At 68.8% G+C, this 23,316-nt stretch carries 13 protein-coding genes and 3 rRNA genes; 8 read left to right on the top strand and 8 right to left on the bottom strand.

The features are described from left to right. The first annotated feature begins 342 nt into the window (after positions 1–342). The 6 genes from AY578_RS15280 to AY578_RS15305 all read left to right on the top strand — a co-directional run bounded on the left by AY578_RS15280 (position 343) and on the right by AY578_RS15305 (position 7,429). On the top strand, positions 343–651 hold the full coding sequence (locus tag AY578_RS15280; RefSeq protein WP_019526682.1) for a DUF8827 family protein: 309 nt from the start codon (positions 343–345) through the stop codon (positions 649–651). 198 nt (positions 652–849) lie between these two features. Further along, positions 850–1,650, top strand: a complete 801-nt coding sequence (locus AY578_RS15285) for a DUF8175 domain-containg protein (RefSeq protein WP_028960259.1) — start codon at positions 850–852, stop codon at positions 1,648–1,650. After that, positions 1,640–2,971, top strand: coding sequence for a hypothetical protein (locus AY578_RS15290; protein ID WP_028960260.1), 1,332 nt, complete (start codon positions 1,640–1,642; stop codon positions 2,969–2,971). Before AY578_RS15285 ends, AY578_RS15290 begins: the two co-directional genes overlap by 11 nt. After that, on the top strand, positions 2,968–4,527 hold the full coding sequence (locus tag AY578_RS15295) for an SCO6880 family protein (protein ID WP_019526678.1): 1,560 nt from the start codon (positions 2,968–2,970) through the stop codon (positions 4,525–4,527). The genes AY578_RS15290 and AY578_RS15295 overlap by 4 nt, the downstream gene beginning before the upstream one ends. Positions 4,528–4,541: 14 nt before the next feature. After that, positions 4,542–5,951, top strand: coding sequence for an ATP-binding protein (locus tag AY578_RS15300; protein WP_136238303.1), 1,410 nt, complete (start codon positions 4,542–4,544; stop codon positions 5,949–5,951). 20 nt (positions 5,952–5,971) lie between these two features. Then, entirely contained in the window at positions 5,972–7,429 is a 1,458-nt protein-coding gene (locus AY578_RS15305) for a type IV secretory system conjugative DNA transfer family protein (RefSeq protein ID WP_258902660.1), read from the top strand. Here the strand turns inward: AY578_RS15305 and AY578_RS15310 are convergent. From AY578_RS15310 to AY578_RS15330, 5 genes are all read right to left on the bottom strand, one after another. Next, positions 7,418–7,975: a GNAT family N-acetyltransferase gene (locus tag AY578_RS15310; RefSeq protein ID WP_215049427.1), complete on the bottom strand. Its 558-nt coding sequence runs from the start codon at positions 7,973–7,975 to the stop codon at positions 7,418–7,420. The genes AY578_RS15305 and AY578_RS15310 overlap by 12 nt on opposite strands. A gap of 73 nt (positions 7,976–8,048) precedes the next feature. Further along, positions 8,049–8,165 (bottom strand): 5S ribosomal RNA (gene rrf / locus AY578_RS15315). Between the two features lie 84 nt (positions 8,166–8,249). Next, positions 8,250–11,333: ribosomal RNA gene (locus AY578_RS15320) — 23S ribosomal RNA — on the bottom strand. 305 nt (positions 11,334–11,638) lie between these two features. Then, positions 11,639–13,167, bottom strand: a 16S ribosomal RNA gene (locus AY578_RS15325). Together the 16S, 23S and 5S rRNA genes form the textbook arrangement of a ribosomal RNA operon. 622 nt (positions 13,168–13,789) lie before the next feature. Next, positions 13,790–14,338, bottom strand: coding sequence for a MarR family winged helix-turn-helix transcriptional regulator (locus AY578_RS15330; RefSeq protein WP_019527782.1), 549 nt, complete (start codon positions 14,336–14,338; stop codon positions 13,790–13,792). Positions 14,339–14,460: 122 nt separating this feature from the next. Here AY578_RS15330 and AY578_RS15335 point away from each other — a divergent pair, with 122 nt between their 5' ends. Then, complete coding sequence (locus AY578_RS15335; RefSeq protein ID WP_258907354.1) at positions 14,461–15,729, top strand: MFS transporter; 1,269 nt, start codon at positions 14,461–14,463, stop codon at positions 15,727–15,729. 9 nt (positions 15,730–15,738) lie between these two features. Here AY578_RS15335 and AY578_RS15340 read toward each other — a convergent pair whose 3' ends face one another. Both AY578_RS15340 and AY578_RS15345 read right to left on the bottom strand, forming a co-directional pair. Beyond that, complete coding sequence (locus AY578_RS15340; RefSeq protein ID WP_026244268.1) at positions 15,739–17,394, bottom strand: ATP-binding SpoIIE family protein phosphatase; 1,656 nt, start codon at positions 17,392–17,394, stop codon at positions 15,739–15,741. Between the two features lie 169 nt (positions 17,395–17,563). Then, entirely contained in the window at positions 17,564–18,940 is a 1,377-nt protein-coding gene (locus AY578_RS15345; protein WP_161232536.1) for an NAD(P)/FAD-dependent oxidoreductase, read from the bottom strand. 377 nt (positions 18,941–19,317) lie between these two features. On the opposite strand from AY578_RS15345, the gene AY578_RS15350 reads away from it, so the two are divergent. Beyond that, positions 19,318–20,034 (top strand): TetR/AcrR family transcriptional regulator, encoded by a 717-nt coding sequence (locus AY578_RS15350; protein WP_161108290.1) that lies wholly within the window; start codon positions 19,318–19,320, stop codon positions 20,032–20,034. Between the two features lie 754 nt (positions 20,035–20,788). Here the strand turns inward: AY578_RS15350 and AY578_RS15355 are convergent. Continuing rightward, on the bottom strand, positions 20,789–22,939 hold the full coding sequence (locus tag AY578_RS15355) for an asparagine synthase-related protein (RefSeq protein WP_258902664.1): 2,151 nt from the start codon (positions 22,937–22,939) through the stop codon (positions 20,789–20,791). Positions 22,940–23,316: the final 377 nt, after the last annotated feature.

Raw genomic sequence — 23,316 nt, forward strand, 5'->3', positions numbered from 1 at the left:
CACCATCCGGCAGTCCGCCGCCGCCCGACAGTGTAGAGGCGCGACGGCCGAACGGAAGTGATCAGATACGACGACATGCACGGTCCACGCCACCGGGGCGAGCCGCGCTTCATTGCCCGGGGTTACGCAGCGTGATACACAGAGTGACGATACGACTCTTCACCCTTCGGAGCGCGCCCCTCCCGGAGTCCGGCGCGCGCCGGTGGCAAGCTATTCCCACGAAACCCGCCAACAGATGACGCCAAGTCGACATACGACGGCGTCATCGTCGGCGACAATGAGGCCTGACCTCTGCACCCCCGCAGAGGATGCGGAACTACCCATACAGGGGCGGTGACTTACATGCTCTTTGCGGCCGACGAGGGAGACATCAACACCATCATCGGCGGGATCGCTCCGGACTGGGGCCCCTTCGGCAGCCTGGGCAACGAGGCCAAGGTGATGATCGAAGTGGTCATGGCCGTCGCCATCCTCCTCTGCCTCGGCATCGCCATCTGGGGGGCGGCCAAACAGCGCATCGGCGCCACCGCGTTGAGGGACACGTTCAGCGCCGAACAGGGCAAGGGCCTCATCATCGCGGGGCTCACGGGCGTCTTCATCATCGGCTCGCTCGGCACCCTGTTCACCATCGTGTACGGCATGGCCGTCTGATCCCGCACCATCGGTCCCGACCGGGCACGCCCGGCCCCCTCCATCCCACCCGCCCGTCGTGCCCACCGGCTGAGGTTGCGTTTCCCTGATGTCCAGTCACCACACCACGCCCGAGCGGCGGCCGGTACGGCTACCGTCGTACGTGGAGTACACGGAGTACGAGGTGTTCCCGCACGACGCTGAGGGGGCGTACGCGGCATGAGTCTCGGAGACGACACGGGCCGGACCCGCACCCGCCTGCCCGAAGCGAGCGGCGACCCGTACGGCGGCGCGCGCAGAAACGGCCGGTCGTCGTCGCGCAGCCTGGTCACCGTCGTGGGCGTGGTGGTCCTCCTCATCGCGGCGATCGCCTTCGCGAACCGTGGAGGCGGGGATTCCGACGCGGAGGAGGGCGGCGACGCGCCGAAGGCGGCGGCAACGGCCCCGACAGGCGAGAAGCCCGTCACGGCGGGCGCGTCCGGCATCCCGGCGGGCTTCGCCCACGACCGGCAGGGGGCGGAGAGTGCGGCGGCCAACTACGCGGTGGCGCTCGTCTCCGCCGACATCCTCAAGCCGGACCGGCGCGCCGAGATCGTCCGCCAGGTCTTCGTGGCCGACAAGCAGGCGTCCCTCGAGGACCGGTTCGACAAGGCCTACTCCAAGGAGTTCCTGAGCAGCATCGGCCTGGACGAGAACGGCAACGCCGCTCCGGGCGAGACCTACGTGTCCCGCACCATGCCGATCGGCACCAAAGTCACCGGCTACTCGGACACGGAGGCCGACGTCGACGTCTGGTGCTCCGGTGTGTTCGGCACGGCAGGCGAGAAGACGACCAACCCGGTCACCAGCGACTGGTTCACCATGACGCTGCAGCTGCGCTGGGCCGACGGCGACTGGAAGGTCGACAGTTTCGCGCAGAAGGACGGCCCCGCGCCCGTCCCCGGGGACGACAAGGCGTCCACCGCCGAGGAGATGGCCAAGGCCGTCCAGGAGTACGGAGGCTTCACCTATGCCCGGTAGCCCGCGCCGCGTACTCAAGCTGGCCACGGCCGTCACAGCCGTGCAGGCCGCGCTGCTCATGGCGGCCACCCGCGCCATGGCGGCGCCCACACCCTCGCCGACCCCGTCGGACGACAACTGCGACCTGATCGTCGGCCCCGCCAAGGACTACTGCGAACGAGGCGAAGGCGGCTCCGGCGGAGGCGGCGGTGGAGGGCGCTCCACCTTCAACGACCCCACCACCGCCCTCGACCCCCTCGGCTCCCTCGCCCGCGGCTGCGCCGACGCCGCGTCCTGGACGGTCAAGCAGCTCAGCGCCGCCGTCGAGGACACCGCGAAGGTGGACTTCACCAACGACACGTTCCTCCAGCAGTACGCCGTCGTCTTCGCCGCGTCGACGATCCTCACCCTGCTCCTCTGGCTGCTGGCGGTCGCCAAGCGGGCCGTCCGCGGCGTGCCGCTGACCACCGCCCTGTCCGAGGCGATCGGCTTCCTCTGGCTGACCGTCCTCGCCTCCGCCTTCACCCCGCTGATCCTGTACACCGTCGTCTCCGCGACCGACGGCGTCACCGACGTGCTGGCGAAGGCGACCGGCGACCAGACGGACACGTTCTTCGGGACGTTCTCCGCCGCCCTGGAGAAGGGCAACGACATCGGCGGCGGACCGATCATGCTGATCGTCGTCTCCCTGGTGTCGATCCTCGCCGCCGGCGTCCTCTGGCTGGAACTGGTGATCCGCGCCGCCCTGCTCTACGTCGGCGCGCTCCTCGGCACCGTCGTCTACGCGGGCCTCGTCGACAAGAACCTGTGGGGCCACGTCCGCCGCTGGGCGGGCATCATGATCGCCGTGATCATGGTGAAGCCGGTCATCGTGATCGTGCTCGGCCTGGCCGGCGCGCTCTCCGCCGACGACGGCCCGGACGCCTTCTCCGCCGTCGTCTCCGGCCTCGCGATCATCCTGCTCGCCATCTTCGCCTCGGCGATGATCTACCGCTTCGTCCCCGGCTTCGGCGACGAGATCGCCGGCTCCCGCAACAACCGCATCATGCAGGGCGCCGAAGGCAAGGCCGCCGCCGTCATCAGCTCCCCCGCCACCCTGGTCGCCCAGGGCATCAAGACCCACAGCACGCGCGCCGACAACCACGGCGGCGGGGGCGGCCAGTCCTCCGCACCCCGCCCGTCCAACCCCGCCTCCGGGGGAGTCGCCGCGCACAGCTCCCGGCCCTCGGGCGGCGGCGGATCCGCCGCCGCGCCCCCGCCCCGGACGGGCAGCCCGGTGAACACCCCGCACGCCGGCACCCGCAACAGCAGCAACAACCGCACGGGAGGTGAAGGGCGTTGACGACCGAGTCCCATCTGTCCCCCACGGTCACGCCCCGCCGTACGTATCTGATCGGCCGCGCCCGGCCGAACGCGATCGTCGGCCGCAATCGCGAGACCGGTGAGATCGCGCTCATCGTCATCGGCGCGTTCCTCGGCATGATGTGCGGGCTCCTCGTCCCCGTCCTGTCCGTGCGGATCGTGCTGCTGGCGGGCCTGCCGATGCTCGCGCTCGCCGCCGTGTACGTGCCGTACAAGCACCGCACGTTCTACAAGTGGTTCGAGATCAACCGCAGTTACAAGCGCACCCTGCGCCGCGGCGCCACCTACCGCTCCGGCGTCATCGAGGCCGGCACCCGGCTCGACGGCCGCGAGATCGAGGTCGGCCCGCCGCCCGGCATCGGCAGGATCACCTGGCTCGCCGCGCCGTTCGGCCCGGACGAGATCGCCGTGCTGCTGCACGCGGACCGCAAGACCGTCACCGCCGCCATCGAGATCGAGGGCCCCGGCGTCGGCCTGCGCGACTCCGAGGACCAGGAGGCCCTCGTCGACCGCTTCGGCACCCTGCTCAAGCACGTGGCCAACGGCGACGGCTTCGTCACCCGCATCCAGATGCTCGCCCGCACCCTCCCCGCCGACCCGGACGCGCACGCCAAGGACGTCGCCGTCCGCGGCGACGACAGGGCGCCCGCCTGGCTCCAGCAGTCGTACGACCAGCTGCAGTCCATGGTGTCGACCAGCAGCGAGCAGCACCGCGCCTACCTGGTCGCCTGCATGCACTACAACCGCGAACTCGCCGCCGAGGCCAACACCATGGCCCGCGCCATGCGCAGCCAGGGCGGCGGCCGCGTCGACCGGGACGCGGGCCTCGCCGTCGTCATGGCCCGTGAGCTGACCGACATCTGCTCCCGGCTCCAGGAGGCCGACATCCGCGTACGCCAGCCGCTCGGCCAGAGCAGGCTGTCCTCGCTGATCCACTCCATGTACGACCCGGACCACCCGATCGACCACATCCAGGCGATGTCCCGGCGCAACGCCTGGCCGGCCGAGCTGGACGCCACGGAGCCCACGTACCTCCAGGCCAAGACCCGCGAGTCCGCCACCCGCGCCCCCTGGTGCCACGCCACCGCCTGGGTCAAGGAGTGGCCGATGACCCCGGTCGGCGTGAACTTCCTCGCGCCGCTGCTCGTCCACACCCCGGACGTGATCCGCACCGTCGCCGTCACGATGGACCTCGAGCCCACCGAGGTCGCCATCGAGCGCATGCTGACCGAGAAGACCAACGACGAGGCGGAGGCCTCCCGCGCCGCCAAGATGAACCGCACCGTCGACCCGCGCGACATCGCCGCGCACAGCCGTCTCGACCAGCGCGGCGAGGACCTCGCCAGCGGCGCCGCGGGCGTCAACCTGGTCGGCTACATCACCGTCTCCTCCCGCACGCCCGAGGCCCTGGCCCGCGACAAGCGGACGATACGGGCCTCGGCCGGAAAGTCGTACCTGAAGCTGGAGTGGTGCGACCGCGAGCACCACCGCGCGTTCGTGAACACTCTCCCGTTCGCCACCGGCATTCGTAGGTAGGGGCTGAGCTGAAGATGCGGGATCCGCTGTCCGTCGTCACCGACGCCTTCACGTCCTTCCTGTTCGGGAAGGTCGAGACGACCCGGCTGCCGGTGCGCACGTCCACGGGCCAGGCGCAGGCGGTGTACCTGCCGACCGCCGCGCCCGGCCTCGGCGACTCCGGCGTCATCATCGGCCGCGAGGTCTACTCCGGCAAGGGCTACATCTACGACCCCTTCCAGCTCTACGGCCAGCAGCTCCCGGCCCCCCACTGGCTGGTCCTCGGCGAGTCCGGCAACGGCAAGTCGGCGCTGGAGAAGACGTACGTCCTGCGCCAGCTCCGCTTCCGCGACCGCCAGGTCGTCGTCCTGGACGCACAGGGCGAGGACGGCGTCGGCGAGTGGAACCTCATCGCGCAGGAGCTCGGCATAACGCCCATCCGGCTGGACCCGACGGCCGCTCTGGACCACGGCATCCGGCTCAACCCGCTCGACCCGTCCATCACCACGACGGGCCAGCTGGCGCTGCTGCGCACCATCATCGAGGTCGCCATGGGGCACGGCCTCGACGAGCGCTCCGGCTTCGCCCTGAAGGTCGCGCACGCCTACGTCAACGAGACCATCGTCGAACGCCAGCCGGTCCTGAACGACATCGTCGATCAGCTCCGCCACCCGGAACCGGAGTCGGCGGAGGCGATGAACGTCGCCATAGACGATGTCCGGGCGTGGGGCCTGGACGTCGCGCTGGTCCTCGACCGTCTGGTCGACGGTGACCTGCGCGGCATGTTCGACGGCCCGACGACCGTCGGCATCGACCTGGACGCCCCGCTCATCGTGTTCGACCTGTCCCACATCGACCGCAACTCCATCGCCATGCCGATCCTCATGGCGATCGTCGGCGTGTGGCTGGAGCACACCTGGATCCGCCCCGACCGGAAGAAGCGCATCTTCCTGGTCGAGGAGGCCTGGCACATCATCAACAGCCCCTTCGTGGCGCAGCTGTTCCAGCGGCTGCTGAAGTTCGGCCGACGCCTCGGCCTGTCCTTCGTCGCGGTCGTCCACCACTTGTCCGACGTGGTGGACGGAGCGGCGGCGAAGGAGGCGGCGGCGATCCTGAAGATGGCCTCGACCCGCACCATCTACGCCCAGAAGGCGGACGAGGCGCGGGCCACGGGCCGGGTGCTCGGCCTGCCCAGGTGGGCCGTGGAGATCATCCCGACGCTCACCCCGGGCATCGCGGTCTGGGACGTCAACGGCAACGTCCAGGTGGTCAAACACCTGATCACCGAGACGGAACGCCCGCTGGTCTTCACCGACCGCGCGATGACCGAGTCGTCCGCCGACCTCGCCGACGACGCCCTGCGCGCCGCCGAACGGGAGGCCGAGGAGCGGGCGGCGGCCTTCGTGGAGCAGCACGTCGGGGACTCCGAGTCGACGGTGGCGTAGGAACGGCAGGAGGGGGACGCGTGAGACCGGACGAGCGGCGCGGGCACGACGGCGGGCCAAGCGGCGGGATCCCGGACGGACTGCTGGTCGGGGTGCTCGCGTTCCTCCTCGGCATGACGGCGATGGTGTGGACGGCCACCGGCCTCGCGGGCCTCTTCGCCCACGGTCACTGGCCGTCCGGCCTCTCCTTCGCGCGCACCCCGCTCGCCATGCGCCACCTCATCGCCGAACCGCACGACATCCCCGGCGCCTGGCACGACACCCCGCCCGCCGAACTCTCCGGCTACGGCCTCTTCTGGGGCCTGTTCATCGGCCAGCTGATGATCCTCGTGGTCCTCACCGTGTTCGTCCTGGGCACGGTGGCCCGCTGGAGGGCGGTACGGGCACGGCGGCGGGCGGAGGCAGCGGTGAAGCGGGCGCCCGCGTCCACGAAGGAGATGCCGGAGCCGGTGACTGCCCCCGCACCGGTGGCGGAGCCCGAGCCGGCGCCGGCGCACGAGGTCCCGGCCCCGAGGCCCCCCGAGCCGCACCCCCGGCCCGTCGCGGAGACGCCCGCCCCCGGCCTGCACTACGGCCCCCCGGCCACCCGCCACACCACCGCCGCGCAGACCGTACGCGACGCCGAGGGCCCCGCGCTCGTCCTCACCTCCGACCCGGCCCTCTGGTACGAGACCAAGGACGCCCGCGCCAAGCTCGGCCCCATCCACGTCTACGACCCGACGCACCTCTGCGACACCCCGGCACGCCTCCACTGGTCGCCCAGCGCCGGCTGCGAGGACAAGGACACGGCGACCGCCCGCGCGGCGGCACTCCTCGCCCCCGTCCGCCCCACCTCACGGCTCGACCAGCAACTCGGTGACACCGCCGAACTGCTCCTCCGCAGCTACCTGCACGCGGCCGCCGTCGACGACCGCACCGTCCGTCACATCCACCGCTGGGCCCAGGGCCTCCAGGTCCAGGACGCCGTACGGGTCCTGCGCACGCATCCCAAGGCGGCGTCCGGCTCCGCGGGCGAGCTGGAGGCGGCGCTCACCGCGCACCCCGAACGCCGGGACATGGCACAGCAGCTGACGGCGCGTGCGCTGGCCGCCCTCTCCACGGTCAACGTCCGTGAAGCCTGCAATCCGCACCGAAGTGATGCCCTCGCCTTGGATTCCTTCATCCACGAAGGGGGAACGCTTTACGTCGTGGGCGAATCCATCGAGGATCCGCGCACCGGTCCGGGCGCCATGCCTCTGCTCACGGCGCTCGTCTCGTACGTGGTCGAGCACGGCCGGCGCATGGCCGAACGGTCATCCTCCGGTCGGCTCGACCCACCACTCACCCTCGTCCTCGACGACGTGGCGGCAGTGGCCCCCCTCCCCCAGCTCCCCGAGCTGCTCACAGCGGGCCCCGAACTCGGCATGCCCACGGTGGCCCTACTGCGCTCCCGCGAGCAGGCCCGCGCCCGCTGGCCGCACGCGGAGCTACCCGTCTGACTCCGGCCGCTCCACGACCAGTTCGAGCTCCCGCTCGTCCCTGTCGGGCCCCAGCGCCGTGGTCACCCCGGTCTCGGTGAACCCGGCCTTGCGGTAGGCCCGCAGCGCCCGCGCGTTGTCCTCGTGCACGAGGAGCCGCACCCGCTCGGCGCCCTGCGCCCACGCCCACTCGAGGCCGGCGTCGAAGAGCACCTCGGTGAGCCCGATCCCCCGGTGTCCCGGCTGCACGTACACCCCGACGAAGTGCCCCTGGAGCCGCTCGACGGGCATCCCGGCCCAGTCCGTGGTCCCGGGCTTCTCCATCAGCACGGTGACGGTCCCGACCCACTCCCCGTCGGGCCCCTCGGCGATGATCTGCTGCGCCCCGGATGCCCCTTCGGCGCTCCCCTCGGCCCGCTCCTGCCAGAAGGAGTCGGGCTGAGCAGCTGCGGACTCGTAGGTCTCCATGAAGGCGATGGGTGCCACGGGATCCTGAAGGGCTTCGAGCCGCAGGGCCTTGGCCCGGGGCCACTCGTCGACGCGCAGGGACCGCACTTGGTAGTTCATCCGGCCACGGTAATACCGACGCGGAAATGCAGAAAGCCCCGTGCCGAATGGCACGGGGCTTTCTATAAGAATTGTTCGGCGGCGTCCTACTCTCCCACAGGGTCCCCCCTGCAGTACCATCGGCGCTGTAAGGCTTAGCTTCCGGGTTCGGAATGTAACCGGGCGTTTCCCCTACGCTATGACCACCGAAACACTATGAAACTCTCAACCGCACCATGTGTGGCACATGGGGTTGTTCGTGGTTTCAGAACCAACACAGTGGACGCGAGCAACTGAGGACAAGCCCTCGGCCTATTAGTACCGGTCAACTCCACACGTTACCGTGCTTCCATATCCGGCCTATCAACCCAGTCGTCTACTGGGAGCCTTACCCTCTCTAGGAGGTGGGAGTCCTCATCTCGAAGCAGGCTTCCCGCTTAGATGCTTTCAGCGGTTATCCCTCCCGAACGTAGCCAACCAGCCATGCCCTTGGCAGAACAACTGGCACACCAGAGGTTCGTCCGTCCCGGTCCTCTCGTACTAGGGACAGCCCTTCTCAAGACTCCTACGCGCACAGCGGATAGGGACCGAACTGTCTCACGACGTTCTAAACCCAGCTCGCGTACCGCTTTAATGGGCGAACAGGCCCAACCCTTGGGACCGACTCCAGCCCCAGGATGCGACGAGCCGACATCGAGGTGCCAAACCATCCCGTCGATATGGACTCTTGGGGAAGATCAGCCTGTTATCCCCGGGGTACCTTTTATCCGTTGAGCGACGGCGCTTCCACAAGCCACCGCCGGATCACTAGTCCCGACTTTCGTCCCTGCTCGACCCGTCGGTCTCACAGTCAAGCTCCCTTGTGCACTTACACTCAACACCTGATTGCCAACCAGGCTGAGGGAACCTTTGGGCGCCTCCGTTACTCTTTAGGAGGCAACCGCCCCAGTTAAACTACCCATCAGACACTGTCCCTGATCCGGATCACGGACCCAGGTTAGACATCCAGCACGACCAGACTGGTATTTCAACGACGACTCCACCCGAACTGGCGTCCGAGCTTCACAGTCTCCCAGCTATCCTACACAAGCCGAACCGAACACCAATATCAAACTGTAGTAAAGGTCCCGGGGTCTTTCCGTCCTGCTGCGCGAAACGAGCATCTTTACTCGTAGTGCAATTTCACCCGGGCCTATGGTTGAGACAGTCGAGAAGTCGTTACGCCATTCGTGCAGGTCGGAACTTACCCGACAAGGAATTTCGCTACCTTAGGATGGTTATAGTTACCACCGCCGTTTACTGGCGCTTAAGTTCTCAGCTTCGCCCACCCGAAGGTGAGCTAACCGGTCCCCTTAACGTTCCAGCACCGGGCAGGCGTCAGTCCGTATACATCGCCTTACGGCTTCGCACGGACCTGTGTTTTTAGTAAACAGTCGCTTCTCGCTGGTCTCTGCGGCCACCCCCAGCTCAAATCGGATCACCGAGTGTGGCCCCCTTCTCCCGAAGTTACGGGGCATTTTGCCGAGTTCCTTAACCATAGTTCCCCCGAACGCCTCGGTATTCTCTACCTGACCACCTGAGTCGGTTTAGGGTACGGCCGCCATGAAATCGCTAGAGGCTTTTCTCGACAGCATAGGATCATCCACTTCACCACAATCGGCTCGGCATCAGGTCTCAGACACATGTCAGGCGATTTGCCTACCTGACGTCCTACACCCTTACCCGGGACAACCACCGCCCGGGATGGACTACCTTCCTGCGTCACCCCATCACTCACCTACTACCAGCTCGGGTCACCGGCTCCACCACTCCGACCTCGTCCGAAGACTCAGCCGGCGGCTTCACGGGCTAGCATCACTGGATTCGATGTTTGACGCTTCACAGCGGGTACCGGAATATCAACCGGGTTATCCATCGACTACGCCTGTCGGCCTCGCCTTAGGTCCCGACTTACCCTGGGCAGATCAGCTTGACCCAGGAACCCTTAGTCAATCGGCGCACACGTTTCTCACGTGTGAATCGCTACTCATGCCTGCATTCTCACTCCGTGAACCGTCCACAACTCGCTTCCGCGGCTGCTTCACCGGCACACGACGCTCCCCTACCCATCCACACAGGCGTTGGCCTATTGTGTGAAATGACACGACTTCGGCGTACGCTTGAGCCCCGCTACATTGTCGGCGCGGAATCACTAGACAGTGAGCTATTACGCACTCTTTCAAGGGTGGCTGCTTCTAAGCCAACCTCCTGGTTGTCTGTGCGACTCCACATCCTTTCCCACTTAGCGTACGCTTAGGGCCTTAGTCGATGCTCTGGGCTGTTCCCTCTCGACCATGGAGCTTATCCCCCACAGTCTCACTGCCGCGCTCTCACTTACCGGCATTCGGAGTTTGCTAAGGTCAGTAACCCGTAGGGCCAATCGCCTATCCAGTGCTCTACCTCCGGCAAGAAACACACGACGCTGCACCTAAATGCATTTCGGGAGAACAGCTATCACGGAGTTTGATTGGCCTTTCACCCCTAACCACAGGTCATCCCCAGGTTTTCAACCCTGGTGGGTTCGGTCCTCCACGAAGTCTTACCTCCGCTTCAACCTGCCCATGGCTAGATCACTCCGCTTCGGTCTTGAGCGTGCTACTAAAATCGCCCTGTTCGGACTCGCTTTCGCTACGGCTTCCCACCCGGGTTAACCTCGCAACACACCGCAAACTCGCAGGCTCATTCTTCAAAGGCACGCAGTCACGACGCAAGGACAAGTCCTTGCGCGACGCTCCACGGCTTGTAGGCACACGGTTTCAGGTACTATTTCACTCCGCTCCCGCGGTACTTTTCACCATTCCCTCACCGTACTATCCGCTATCGGTCACCAGGGAATATTTAGGCTTAGCGGGTGGTCCCGCCAGATTCACACGGGATTTCTCGCCCCGTGCTACTTGGTGTCTCTCAAACGAGCCGCTGACGTTTCGACTACGGGGGTCTTACCCTCTACGCCGACCTTTCGCATGTCCTTCGCCTACATCAACGGTTTCTGACTCGTCGACCAGCCGGCAGACTGATCAAGAGAGATCCACAACCCCGAATGCGCAACCCTGCCGGGTCTCACACGCATACGTTTGGCCTCATCCGGTTTCGCTCGCCACTACTCCCGGATCACGTTGTTTTCTCTTCCTGCGGGTACTGAGATGTTTCACTTCCCGCGTTCCCCTCCACTTGCCCTATGTGTTCAGCAAGGGTGACAGCCCATGACGACTGCCGGTTTCCCATTCGGACACCCCCGGATCAAAGCCTGGTTGACGACTCCCGGGGCCTATCGTGGCCTCCCACGTCCTTCATCGGTTCCTGGTGCCAAGGCATCCACCGTGCGCCCTTAAACTTGGCACAGATGCTCGCGTCCACTGTGCAGTTCTCAAACAACGACCAACCACCCATCACCCCCCGGATAAACCCGGAGTTCACTGGGCCGGCACTGAAGGCGACCATGCGGCCGTACCCTCAGACACCCAACAGCGTGCCCGACACACTCCCCGCTTCCCTCAACGTTCCACGCTCCGAAAGCAGTACTAGAAGGAGAAGACGATCAAGTGTGCCGAGTAATCAACGTTCCACCCATGAGCAACCAGCATCAGACGTTCGCTGCATGAACTGGCCTCTGACCAACCGAAGCTGGTAAGAAGTGCTCCTTAGAAAGGAGGTGATCCAGCCGCACCTTCCGGTACGGCTACCTTGTTACGACTTCGTCCCAATCGCCAGTCCCACCTTCGACAGCTCCCTCCCCACAAGGGGGTTGGGCCACCGGCTTCGGGTGTTACCGACTTTCGTGACGTGACGGGCGGTGTGTACAAGGCCCGGGAACGTATTCACCGCAGCAATGCTGATCTGCGATTACTAGCGACTCCGACTTCATGGGGTCGAGTTGCAGACCCCAATCCGAACTGAGACCGGCTTTTTGAGATTCGCTCCACCTCGCGGTATCGCAGCTCATTGTACCGGCCATTGTAGCACGTGTGCAGCCCAAGACATAAGGGGCATGATGACTTGACGTCGTCCCCACCTTCCTCCGAGTTGACCCCGGCGGTCTCCCGTGAGTCCCCAGCACCACAAGGGCCTGCTGGCAACACGGGACAAGGGTTGCGCTCGTTGCGGGACTTAACCCAACATCTCACGACACGAGCTGACGACAGCCATGCACCACCTGTACACCGACCACAAGGGGGCGCCCATCTCTGGACGTTTCCGGTGTATGTCAAGCCTTGGTAAGGTTCTTCGCGTTGCGTCGAATTAAGCCACATGCTCCGCCGCTTGTGCGGGCCCCCGTCAATTCCTTTGAGTTTTAGCCTTGCGGCCGTACTCCCCAGGCGGGGCACTTAATGCGTTAGCTGCGGCACGGACGACGTGGAATGTCGCCCACACCTAGTGCCCACCGTTTACGGCGTGGACTACCAGGGTATCTAATCCTGTTCGCTCCCCACGCTTTCGCTCCTCAGCGTCAGTATCGGCCCAGAGATCCGCCTTCGCCACCGGTGTTCCTCCTGATATCTGCGCATTTCACCGCTACACCAGGAATTCCGATCTCCCCTACCGAACTCTAGCCTGCCCGTATCGACTGCAGACCCGGGGTTAAGCCCCGGGCTTTCACAACCGACGCGACAAGCCGCCTACGAGCTCTTTACGCCCAATAATTCCGGACAACGCTCGCGCCCTACGTATTACCGCGGCTGCTGGCACGTAGTTAGCCGGCGCTTCTTCTGCAGGTACCGTCACTTTCGCTTCTTCCCTGCTGAAAGAGGTTTACAACCCGAAGGCCGTCATCCCTCACGCGGCGTCGCTGCATCAGGCTTTCGCCCATTGTGCAATATTCCCCACTGCTGCCTCCCGTAGGAGTCTGGGCCGTGTCTCAGTCCCAGTGTGGCCGGTCGCCCTCTCAGGCCGGCTACCCGTCGTCGCCTTGGTGAGCCATTACCTCACCAACAAGCTGATAGGCCGCGGGCTCATCCTGCACCGCCGGAGCTTTCGATCACCAAGGATGCCCAAGGCGATCAGTATCCGGTATTAGACCCCGTTTCCAGGGCTTGTCCCAGAGTGCAGGGCAGATTGCCCACGTGTTACTCACCCGTTCGCCACTAATCCACCCCGAAGGGCTTTCATCGTTCGACTTGCATGTGTTAAGCACGCCGCCAGCGTTCGTCCTGAGCCAGGATCAAACTCTCCGTGAATGTTTACCCGTAATCGGGTGCACACATCACGAGAGCGGAACATCGGGAGGAATAATCCCGACGTTCACAGCGTCCTCGCTGTGTTTTTCTTCAAAGGAACCTCGTCTCAGAGAGACGGGGTATCAACATATCTGGCGTTGACTTTTGGCACGCTGTTGAGTTCTCAAGGAACGGACGCTTCCTTTGTACTCACCCTCTCGGGCTTTCCTCCGGGCGCTTCCCTTCGGTCTTGCGTTTCCGACTCTATCAGATCTTTCCGATCCGATTTCCTCGGTGCTTTCCAGTCCGGCGCTTTCGCGCTTTCCTTTCCGGCGGTTCCGACTTTATCAGATCCGTTTCTCGGCCTGACCCCCAGTCAGCGGGGCTTGTCTTTCCGGCCGTTGCGGGCCGTTCCGACGTCCCAAACCTTAGCGGACTCTCTCCGTGTTTCCCAAATCGGGAGTGTGGAATTGAATTCAGGCATGCGGACACGCCGAAGTCGTTCCCACTGGGAGGTCGTACTGAGGTTTGGTTGCCGCTTTCGCGGCGGAAGTGCTGCCGGAGAACCGTTACGGCCCCGTGGCAACCCGAAGAACCTTACGGATGGTCCGGGGCCACGTCAAGTGGCGCTGGCCAAGATCTTTCAGTCCAGGTCGGTGAGGCGTCCGCCGGCGTCCGGCTGGGCATCCTCCACCCTGCGCAGCAGGCGCGTCAGCACCTCACCGAGGGCGGTCCGCTCCTCCGGGCTGAGGTCCTGGAGGAGGTCCGCCTCGAAGACGGTGGCCATCCGCATGGCCTCCTGCCACTTCTCCCGGCCGGCCGGGGTGAGCTCCACGATGACGCGGACCCGGTTGCTCTCGTCCCGCTCCCTGGTGACCAGACCCTCCGCGACCATCCGGTCGATGCGGTGGGTCATGGCGGCCGGGGTCAGGCCGAGGCGCTTGGCGAGGTCGCTGGGGCCCATCCGGTACGGGGCGCCGGAGAGGACGAGGGCCTTCAGGACCTCCCAGTCGGCGTTGGTGATGCCGAGCTCGGCGGTCTGACGGCCGTAGGCGACGTTCATGCGGCGGTTGAGCCGGGACAGCGCGTTGACGATCTTCTCGACCTGCGGGTCGAGGTCCTGGAACTCGCGCTGGTACGCGGCGATCTGCTCTTCGAGGGTCGGCTCTTCCACGCCGGGGGTGTCGGCCATGCCCGCAGTATGGCACGCCACCCCTTTGCCTTGAAGTCCTTCTCTATGTACTCTTTAGCTTCGAACTTTAGCTTCTAAGTCTTCACTCCTAACTTGTGAGAGAGGTGAACGTGACCAGGGCGATGGGCGCAGCGATGCGCCGGATCCACGTGGGCAACGCACTCAGCGCTTTCGGGCTGGGCTTCACGGTCCCGTACCTGTACGTCTACGTGGCGCAGGTGCGCGGGCTGGGGCCGATGACGGCGGGGCTGGTCCTCGCCGTCTTCGCCGTGGCCGCGCTGATCGTGCTGCCGCTCGCCGGACGGGCGATCGTCCGGCGCGGCCCGCTTCCGGTGCTGCTCGCCGCCCTGCTCACCGCCGCGATCGGCTCGCTCAGCCTGGGACTGTCCGCGAGCGCGGCGACCGTGCTGCTGTCGGCGGCGGCGCTCGGCGCCGGGCAGGCGGTCATGCAGCCGGCCCTGGCCACGATGATCGTGGACTGCTCGGGTCCGGAGACCCGGTCGCGCGCGTTCGCCATGCAGTTCTTCCTGCAGAACCTCGGGCTCGGGATCGGCGGTCTCATCGGCGGCCATCTCGTCGACCCGACGAAAGCGGGCTCCTTCATCCTCCTCTTCGCGATCCAGGCGGCGATGTTCCTGCTGCTGGTCGTGGTGATGTCGACGGTGCGGATGCCGCACTCGCCGCGCATCGAGGGCACGCCCGCGCAGTCGGCCAAGGGCAGCTGGAAGCAGCTGCTGGGCAACCGCGCCATGGTGCAGCTGTGCGTCCTGGGCTTCGTGCTGTTCTTCGCCTGCTACGGCCAGTTCGAGTCGGGCCTGAGCGCGTACGGCGTCGAGGCCGCGGGGATCTCCACCTCCACGCTGGGGACGGCGCTGGCGGCGAACACGCTGATGATCGTCGTCGCGCAGTTCGCGGTGCTCCGCTTCGTGGAGCGGCGCAAGCGGTCGCGTGTGATCGCTTCCGTGGGTCTGATCTGGGCCGTGGCGTGGGCCGTGGCCGGGTACGCGGGGCTTGGCGGTGCGAGCCAGGAGATGGCGACGGCCGCGTTCGTGTCGACGTACGCGCTGTTCGGGCTCGGGGAGGCGATGCTGTCGCCGACGCTCGCGCCGCTGGTGGCGGACCTGGCGCCGGCCGGGATGGCCGGTCAGTACAACTCGGCGTTCGCCCTGGTGAAGCAGCTCGCGCTGGCCGTGGGTCCGGCGGTGGGCGGGCCGATGGCGGCCTCGCTGCACGCGCCGTACATCGTGGTGTTCCTGCTGTTCTCGCTGGGGATCACCGTGCTGGCCCTGCGTCTCGGGCGGCAGCTCACCGCCGTGCAGGACCAGCCGTCGGCCGCGGGCAGCCGGGTCGTGGCGCAGGGCGGCGCCGAGCAGGCCCCGGCCCCCACCTGACCGCGCGCGTCAGACGACGGCGCCGGCGGTCTTCGGCAGCAGGAACTCGCACCAGACGGCCTTGCCGCCGCCCGGCGTGCGTCTGCTGCCCCACGCTGAGGCGATCGTCGCGACGATGGCGATGCCCCGGCCCGACTCGTCGCCGGGCTCCGCGCGGCGGCGCCTGGGCAGGTGGTCGTCGCCGTCGGTGACCTCGATGATCAGGCGGCGGTCGGTGCGGCGCAGGCGCAGCCGCATCGGGGGCGTGCCGTGCTGGAGGGAGTTGGCGACCAGTTCGCTGGTCGCCAGGACGCCCAGGTCGTGCAGCTCGGGCGGGAAGCGCCAGCTGGTCAGGACGCCGGACGCGAAGGCACGCGCGCGGGGCGCCGCCTCTACGCCGCCGAGCAGTTCCAGCGCGGCGTTGCGGAACAGTTCGCTGTCCGGGCCCGAGCGCGCGGGGTGCTGGAGGACGAGGACGGCGACGTCGTCGTCGTGGTCCGGGGTGACACCGGCCGAGCGGACCAGGCGGTCGCAGACGACCTGCGGGCCGCCGGTCGCTCCGGCGAGGGCGCGCTCCAGGGAGGCGATGCCCACGTCCAGGTCCTCGTCGCGGCGCTCGACCAGGCCGTCCGTGTAGAGGACGGCGGTGGAGCCGGGGCCGAGCGGCACGGAGCCGGAGGAGTGCATCCAGCCGCCGGTGCCGAGCGGGGGGCCGGTCGGTTCGTCGGTGCGCCGGACGGTGCCGTTCTCGTCGCGCACCAGGATGGGCAGGTGCCCCGCGGAGGCGTACACGAGGCGGCCCTCGTTGGGGTCGTGGATGGCGTAGACGCAGGTGGCGATCTGGTTGGCGTCGATCTCCATGGCGAGGCCGTCGAGCAGCTGGAGCACCTCGTGCGGCGGGAGGTCCAGGCGCGCGTACGCCCGTACGGCCGTGCGGAGCTGGCCCATGACCGCCGCCGCGCGGACCCCTCGTCCCATCACGTCGCCGATGACCAGAGCGGTGCGGCCGCCGCCGAGGGTGATCACGTCGTACCAGTCGCCGCCGACCGCGGCCTCGGTGCCGCCCGGGTGGTAGGTGGCGGCGATACGCAGGTCGTCGGGCTCCTCGAGCTCCTGCGGGAGCAGGGAGCGCTGCAGGGTGACGGCGGTCTCGCGCTGGCGGCGCTCGCTGGCGCGCAGCCGCTCCGCGGCCTCGGCGTGGCCGGTGACGTCGGTGGCGAAGACCAGTACCCCGCGGCTGTCTCCCTCCCCTGCCGGCGTGCAGGTGAACGTGTACGAGCGGCCGTCAGGCGCTTTGCGGGACTTGACCGTCCGCGGTTTGCCGCTGCGCAGGACCTGGTCGAGGAGGGGCAGCAGGCCCAGTTCGTCGAGCTCCGGGAGCGCTCCCCTGGCGGGCGCGCCGACGGGGCGGAGGCCGAAGGCGGTCGTGTAGGCGTCGTTGAGGTAGGCGATGCGGTGGTCCGGGCCGTGCACCAGGGCGACGAGGCAGGGGACGCGGTCCAGGACCTCGCGGACGCCGAGGTCGTCGACGGCCGGGACCGGCCGGTCCCCGTCGGTGAGCTGCTCCGCGCGGGCCGCGGGCACGGAGCCCTCTCCCCGCCGGTCCGGGGGTGCCGTCTGCTCGGTCCGCGCTGCGGCGCGGCGCTGCGTTCCGGGGAGCCGGGCGCTCCAGCGCGTGAAGTTCACGAATCCTTGCCTCGTGTAGTTGTCGGCGGCCGGATACCGGAACCGGCCGGGGCCCGGGGGCCGCACCGGGGCGGGCCCTCCCGCCCGCGGTGGTGGACCAGTGTGGCAGGGTCCGGCCGGGCCGACATCCGCTAGACGCCGGTCCGGCCCCAGGAGTTCCTGGGTCCGGTCAGGTCGACCCCTTCGGGTTGTGCGGTGGGTCTTGGGAAGGCTTTCCACCGGCCGCCAGTTCGAACTCCGCCCGAGGATGTTCGAGTGATCCGAGCGAGACGACCTCCCGCTTGAAGAGGCCCGCGAGCGTCCACTCCGCGGCCACGCGCGCCTTCCGGTTGAAGGTCGGCACCCGGCTGAGGTGGTAGGTCCGGTGCATGAACCAGGCGGGGTAGCCCTTCAGCTTGCGCCCGTAGATCTGTGCGACGCCCTTGTGCAGCCCCAGGGAGGCCACGGACCCGGCGTACTTGTGGGCGTACGTCTCCAGGGGCTCGCCGCGCAGGGAGTGGACGACGTTGTCACCGAGCACCCGGGCCTGGCGCAGGGCGTGCTGCGCGTTGGGGGCGCATTCGCGGGCCTCCTCGCGCGCGGTGACGTCGGGTACGGCGGCGGCGTCACCGGCGGCCCAGGCGTGGGGGACGCACTGGACGGCCAGTTCGGCGGTGCAGCGCAGCCGGCCGCGCTCGTTCAGGGGCAGGTCGGTGGCGGCCAGCACGGGGTGCGGTTTCACTCCGGCGGTCCACACGACGGTCCGCGTGGGAAAGCGCGACCCGTCGCTCAGCACGGCCACCCGGTCGGCGCAGGACTCCAGCCGCGTCTCGAGCCGCACATCGATGTTCCGCCGCCGCAGCTCGGTGACGGTGTAGCGCCCCATCTCCTCGCCGACCTCGGGAAGGATCCGGTCCGACGCCTCGACCAGGATCCACTTCATGTCCTCGGGGCGGACGTTGTGGTAGTACCGCGTGGCGTAGCGGGCCATGTCCTCCAGCTCGCCGAGCGCCTCCACGCCCGCGTAGCCGCCGCCGACGAACACGAAGGTCAGGGCTGCGTCCCGCACGCCCGGATCACGCGTCGACGAGGCGATGTCCATCTGCTCGAGCACGTGGTTGCGCAGCCCGATGGCCTCCTCCACCGTCTTGAAGCCGATGGCGTGGTCGGCGAGCCCCGGGATGGGCAAGGTACGCGCCACGGAGCCCGGTGCCAGCACCAGCTCGTCGTACTCGATCCGCCGGCCGTCCGTCCCCTCCTCCTCGGTGGCCGGGGTGCGGACGGTGGCCGTGCGCGCGGCGTGGTCGACGGCCGTGGCCTCCCCGATGACGACGCGGCACCGGTCGAGGACACGACGCAGGGGTACGACGACATGACGAGGGGAAATGGCACCGGCGGCCGCTTCGGGCAGGAACGGCTGGTACGTCATGTACGGGTCCGGCGTGACGACCGTGATCTCGGCCTCGCCCCGCGCGAGCTCGCGTTTCAGTCTCCGCTGCAGACGCAGGGCCGTGTACATCCCGACGTAGCCGCCGCCGACAACGAGAATGCGCGCACGTTCCTTCACCCTCCCATGACGCACCTGTCGCTTTCGTTTGTCCACAGCCCCGACGAATTGTGTGACCGGAGATCGCCCCTGCCCGTGGTTGGCCGAATTACCGACCTAAGCCGGATCACCGCAGGTCACACCGCATGATCGACACTCGCGCACCGGCACATTCGGGACGTAAAAGACCCGTGCTCCGATCGAGGGGCGCTCCGTGCGGAACGTGCCCCTTCTGAATTGACCCCCTCTCAACTATGTTCATACGTCGACGGGGTGCAGGGGGATGTGCTCATCGGGTCCGCGACGGGCGGCGCCGACAGGCCGGTCCCGTTTCCACGCCCCGGACGTCAATGGCGGGGAGAGTCTCCGGGGGGAGACGTCATTACCGGGGGATACACATGCATGTTCAGGACTCTCGATGGTCGTCCGCTGTCACCTCTGGCGCGACGATGAGCGCCGCCTCCGGCGGGCGCCCGGACGGCGCACGCACGACACCGCTGCGCGTCGACGCCCAGCGCAATCTGGAGCACGTGCTGCGCGCGGCGCGTGAGGTCTTCGGCGAGCTGGGGTACGGCGCGCCGATGGAGGACGTGGCGCGCCGGGCACGGGTCGGCGTCGGCACGGTGTACCGGCGGTTCCCGAGCAAGGACGTGCTCGTACGGCGGATCGCCGAGGAGGAGACGTCCCGGCTGACGGAGCAGGCGCGTGCCGCGCTGGGCCAGGAGGACGAGCCGTGGTCGGCGCTGTCGCGCTTCCTGCGCACGTCGGTCGCCTCCGGCGCGGGGCGGCTGCTGCCGCCGCAGGTGCTGCGGGTGGGCGTCGCGGAGGAGCGGGGGCTGTTGCCGCAGCAGCGGACGCAGCCGGCGGGTGAGCTGCGGCTGGTGTCCGAAGAGCGGGAGGACGACGGCGGAGCCGCTGAGTTGCTCGACGTGGTCGGGCAGCTGGTGGAGCGGGCTCGGGCGGCGGGGGAGTTGCGGGCGGACGTGTCGGTGTCCGACGTGCTGCTCGTCATAGCGACGGCTGCGCCGTCCCTCCCTGACGCGGCTCAGCAGGCGGAGGCGTCGGCTCGCCTCCTGGACATCCTCCTGGAGGGCCTCCGCAGCAGGCCTGCCTGACCTGCGGTCACTTTCCCACTCACGTGGGCCGGTTCCCGTACGGCACGGGGGCCGGCCCTCGCGTGTTGCACCTACGGTGCCGGCAGGCACGCATGGCGTAGGGGCAGGGACAGCGCGTGTGGCACCTACGGTGCTGCGTGCACGCCCGGCGTGGGTGTGGGCCGGGGGGTGTCGGCGCACCTCGGCGCCAACGAGGCGCCGCCGCGCCCACCCTCCCCCACTCTCGGCTTCGCTTGAGCGGGAGGCAGCCCCATCGCCCTGGGGGCACCTCCCAGGCCCTTAAGGCACTGAGGGAGGCACGACTGCCCGCAGTGGGCGGCAGCTTGCGGCCGTCGGCTGGCCGCGCGCCCGCGGTTGGCGGTGGGTTGCGGCCGCCCGCGCAACCGGGTGTCCATCCAGCCGCCCGCGGCGGGGAGGGGACGGGGTGGGGGTGGGCGCCCGCAGCGGCTGGCGCGTCCGCGCCGTTCACGTACAAGCACGCACTCTCGCGCCAGACCGAGGACGACCGCCCCCACCGCGGCCCCGCACCACCACCGGCCGTAGGCGCTACGCCCGCCCCCACCGGACAGGTGGATGCGCCGCAGGCGTCACACCGCAACCCCTTACCAAGCATCAGGGACACCGGACGGCAGCCCCCACCAGCCAGAACCCCGCGCCCCAGGCGTCGAACCGCAACCCCCCACCAGGCGTCCGGGGAACACCGGCCCTCAGCCCCCACCAGCCAGAACCCCGCGCCGCAGCCGCACCACCACCCTCAGCGCGACCCCGCAGCCCCCGCAGCCCCCGCAGCCCCCGCCCCCAGCGCCCCCCTCTGCGGCGCGATCCCCCCAGGCACCGCCCGCTGCCGCGCAGGCGTCCCCGTCCAGCACGTCCCCCGCCGCGCCAGCAGCCGGCGTAGCCACACCTCCAGCGCCACCAGGTCCGCCAGCCCGTCCAGCGGCAGCGGCTCCCCCTCCGCCGCCCCCCGCAGCGCCTTCCGCACGACCCGTGCCTCCACCAGCCCCGCCTCCGCCAGCAGCGGCGTGTCGAAGAGCGCGATCAGCGACCCCGCCGCCACCCGCAGCCCCGTCCGCGCGGCCACCGCCGACGTGGGTACCCCCGGCGCCCCCCACCCCGCCGGCAGCTCCCGCACCCCCGCGCCCTCCAGCACCGACCGCAGGATCGCCGCCCGCGCCCCCGGCCGTACCCGCAGCGCCTCCGGCAGGGCCCTGCACGCCCGCACCACCTGGTTGTCGAGGAACGGCGTGTGCAGCCGCTGCGAGCGGATCTCCGCCGCCTGTTCCAGCACCCGTACGTCCGCCGCGTACCGCGCCAGCGCCGCCCGCGCCCGGAAGTCCCCCGGCCGCTGCCCAGGACCGACCTCCGACCGCCAGGTCGACGCCTGGAGGCGAACCGATACTTCAGCCAGCGCCTCCCCGGTCAGCCACCGCGCCGCGGGTCCGGGCCGCCCCCAGGTCAGCGCGGCCAGCGAGGCGTCCGCGGCGCCCCCGGGCCCGTCGTCGTCCAGCTTCTTGTGCAGCAGCCGCTGCGCGAGCGACTCCAGCCCCGTCCGATAAGGCGTCCGCGCCAGTCTCCGCGCCGCCGCGTACACACGCGCCGGCACCATCACGGACCCGTCCGCCTTGGCCAGGGCAGCCACCGGCCGCACCAGATGCCGCCGCTTGCGGTCCATCAACAAGTCGGCCAGCCGCGCCGGATGAGCGTCCAGCACCTGCTTGGCGCCGTACCCCGTGAAGTGGTCCGCGCTGCCCGCCGCCAGCCGCGCCCGGTGCCGCGCGGCGGCGACCAGCGAAGGGCCCGGTTCGTCCGTCAGCGGCACGTCCAGTTCGACGTACGGAAGGGTCGACTCCTCACCGGCGACCACCACATGGTGCAGCCGGGGATTGGCGGCGAGTGCACCCGCCCGCTCCAGTTCGCCCTCGTCGCGCCCCCCTGCCCCGCCCGAGGCGAGGTCGTTGAAGGTGACGGCCAGCAGCCGCTCCCCCGCGCCGGTCCCGTGCCCCAGCACGGTGCCGGGTCTCCCCGGCAGCCCGGCCGCGAGCAGCGCCAAGGCCCCCGACGCCGGCCCGCCCGACAGATCCGCCCCGATCCCCGCCACCGGCGTCCCCCGCGCCGCACGCCGCTCCGCGGGCCCCATGCCCGGCACCGGCCCGGGATCTATGTCGGCCCCGGGGACGTGCCGAGGCGCGGCGAGCCGCGTCCGCACGGCCTCCACCAGCGCGTCCCGCACCGCGTCCACCGCGTGCTCGGGGTCGGCGGGAGGAGCGGCGACGGCGAGGGAGGCGACGGGTTCGTACCCGGCGATCTCCCGGGCCCCGGCGCGCAGGATCAGCGCGTGCCCCGGCGGAACGCGCTTCACGCCCTCGTACGGGGTGGAGTCCTGGAGCGCGGCGGGCACGTCGGGCGCCGCGAGCAGCGCGGCGAGGTGCCCGAAGTCGAGGTTGGCCTCGACGAGGTCGGCGAGCGGCAGGGCGGCGGTGGCGTAGGCGACGCCCCGTTCGAAGGGGGTGTAGAAGACGGGCCGGGCGCCGGCGAGGTCCCCGCACACGGTGATGCGGCGTCCGACCTGGACGACGGCCGTGTAGCTGCCGGGCCAGGCGGTCAGATGGCGCAGGGCGCCGCCGCGCGCGGCGAACAGGGCGACGCGCAGCTGTTCGTCGGAGGCGCCGCAGGTGCCGAGGACGGCGATGCGGGTCTGTTCGTCGGCGGAGACCACCCGCACCTCGTCGGGGCGCCAGTCGCCGACCGCCCACAGGGGGTCGGGGTCGCCCCACAGCGGGTGGGAGCCGACGGGCTGCAGGGTCTCACCGTCGACGCCGGTGGCGCCGGCGGAGCCGACCGGGCCGACGGGGCCGTGTCCTCCGGCCGCCGCGGCGGTGCTGCTCCATCCCACCAACCACCGCATCGCCGCCTCCACAGGCTGTGGACAACCAGTGCACCGCACGAACCGGTTCCCCATGCTGCCATGAAGGAGGCGCTCGGCAACGCTGCCGGAGCGGTGTGTGCTCCGTCGAATGCGCCCCGGCGGATACACCCACCCTCCGCGGGCGTTGACCTCGCGCGCGCCCGAACACCCGCCCGAGACAAGGAGATCGACATCCGGGCGGCCGCCGCCCACCAGGCCACTTCGACGCGAATGCGCCCCCGCAGCGCGCCCCCAAAACCACCAACGCGCCCTCAACTACCTGGATAGAAGCATGGATACACCAAAACGAGTGGCGTCGATTTTCAGCCAAATCGGAGCAGTGAGATCACCCTCGAACACGCTCCGTACAGGCTGTG

It is taken from the genome of Streptomyces thermocarboxydus (assembly GCF_024760485.1).
In the GTDB taxonomy this organism is placed as follows: Bacteria; Actinomycetota; Actinomycetes; order Streptomycetales; family Streptomycetaceae; genus Streptomyces; species Streptomyces cellulosae.

What these genes read in the sequence shown, in the direction of transcription:
- AY578_RS15280 (WP_019526682.1), top strand. Translation starts at nt 343, where the DNA reads ATGCTCTTTGCGGCCGACGAGGGAGACATCAACACCATCATCGGCGGG.
- AY578_RS15285 (WP_028960259.1), top strand. Translation starts at nt 850, where the DNA reads ATGAGTCTCGGAGACGACACGGGCCGGACCCGCACCCGCCTGCCCGAA.
- AY578_RS15290 (WP_028960260.1), top strand. Translation starts at nt 1,640, where the DNA reads ATGCCCGGTAGCCCGCGCCGCGTACTCAAGCTGGCCACGGCCGTCACA.
- AY578_RS15300 (WP_136238303.1), top strand. Translation starts at nt 4,542, where the DNA reads ATGCGGGATCCGCTGTCCGTCGTCACCGACGCCTTCACGTCCTTCCTG.
- AY578_RS15310 (WP_215049427.1), bottom strand. Translation starts at nt 7,975, where the DNA reads ATGAACTACCAAGTGCGGTCCCTGCGCGTCGACGAGTGGCCCCGGGCC.
- AY578_RS15330 (WP_019527782.1), bottom strand. Translation starts at nt 14,338, where the DNA reads ATGGCCGACACCCCCGGCGTGGAAGAGCCGACCCTCGAAGAGCAGATC.
- AY578_RS15335 (WP_258907354.1), top strand. Translation starts at nt 14,461, where the DNA reads ATGGGCGCAGCGATGCGCCGGATCCACGTGGGCAACGCACTCAGCGCT.
- AY578_RS15350 (WP_161108290.1), top strand. Translation starts at nt 19,318, where the DNA reads ATGCATGTTCAGGACTCTCGATGGTCGTCCGCTGTCACCTCTGGCGCG.
- AY578_RS15355 (WP_258902664.1), bottom strand. Translation starts at nt 22,939, where the DNA reads ATGCGGTGGTTGGTGGGATGGAGCAGCACCGCCGCGGCGGCCGGAGGA.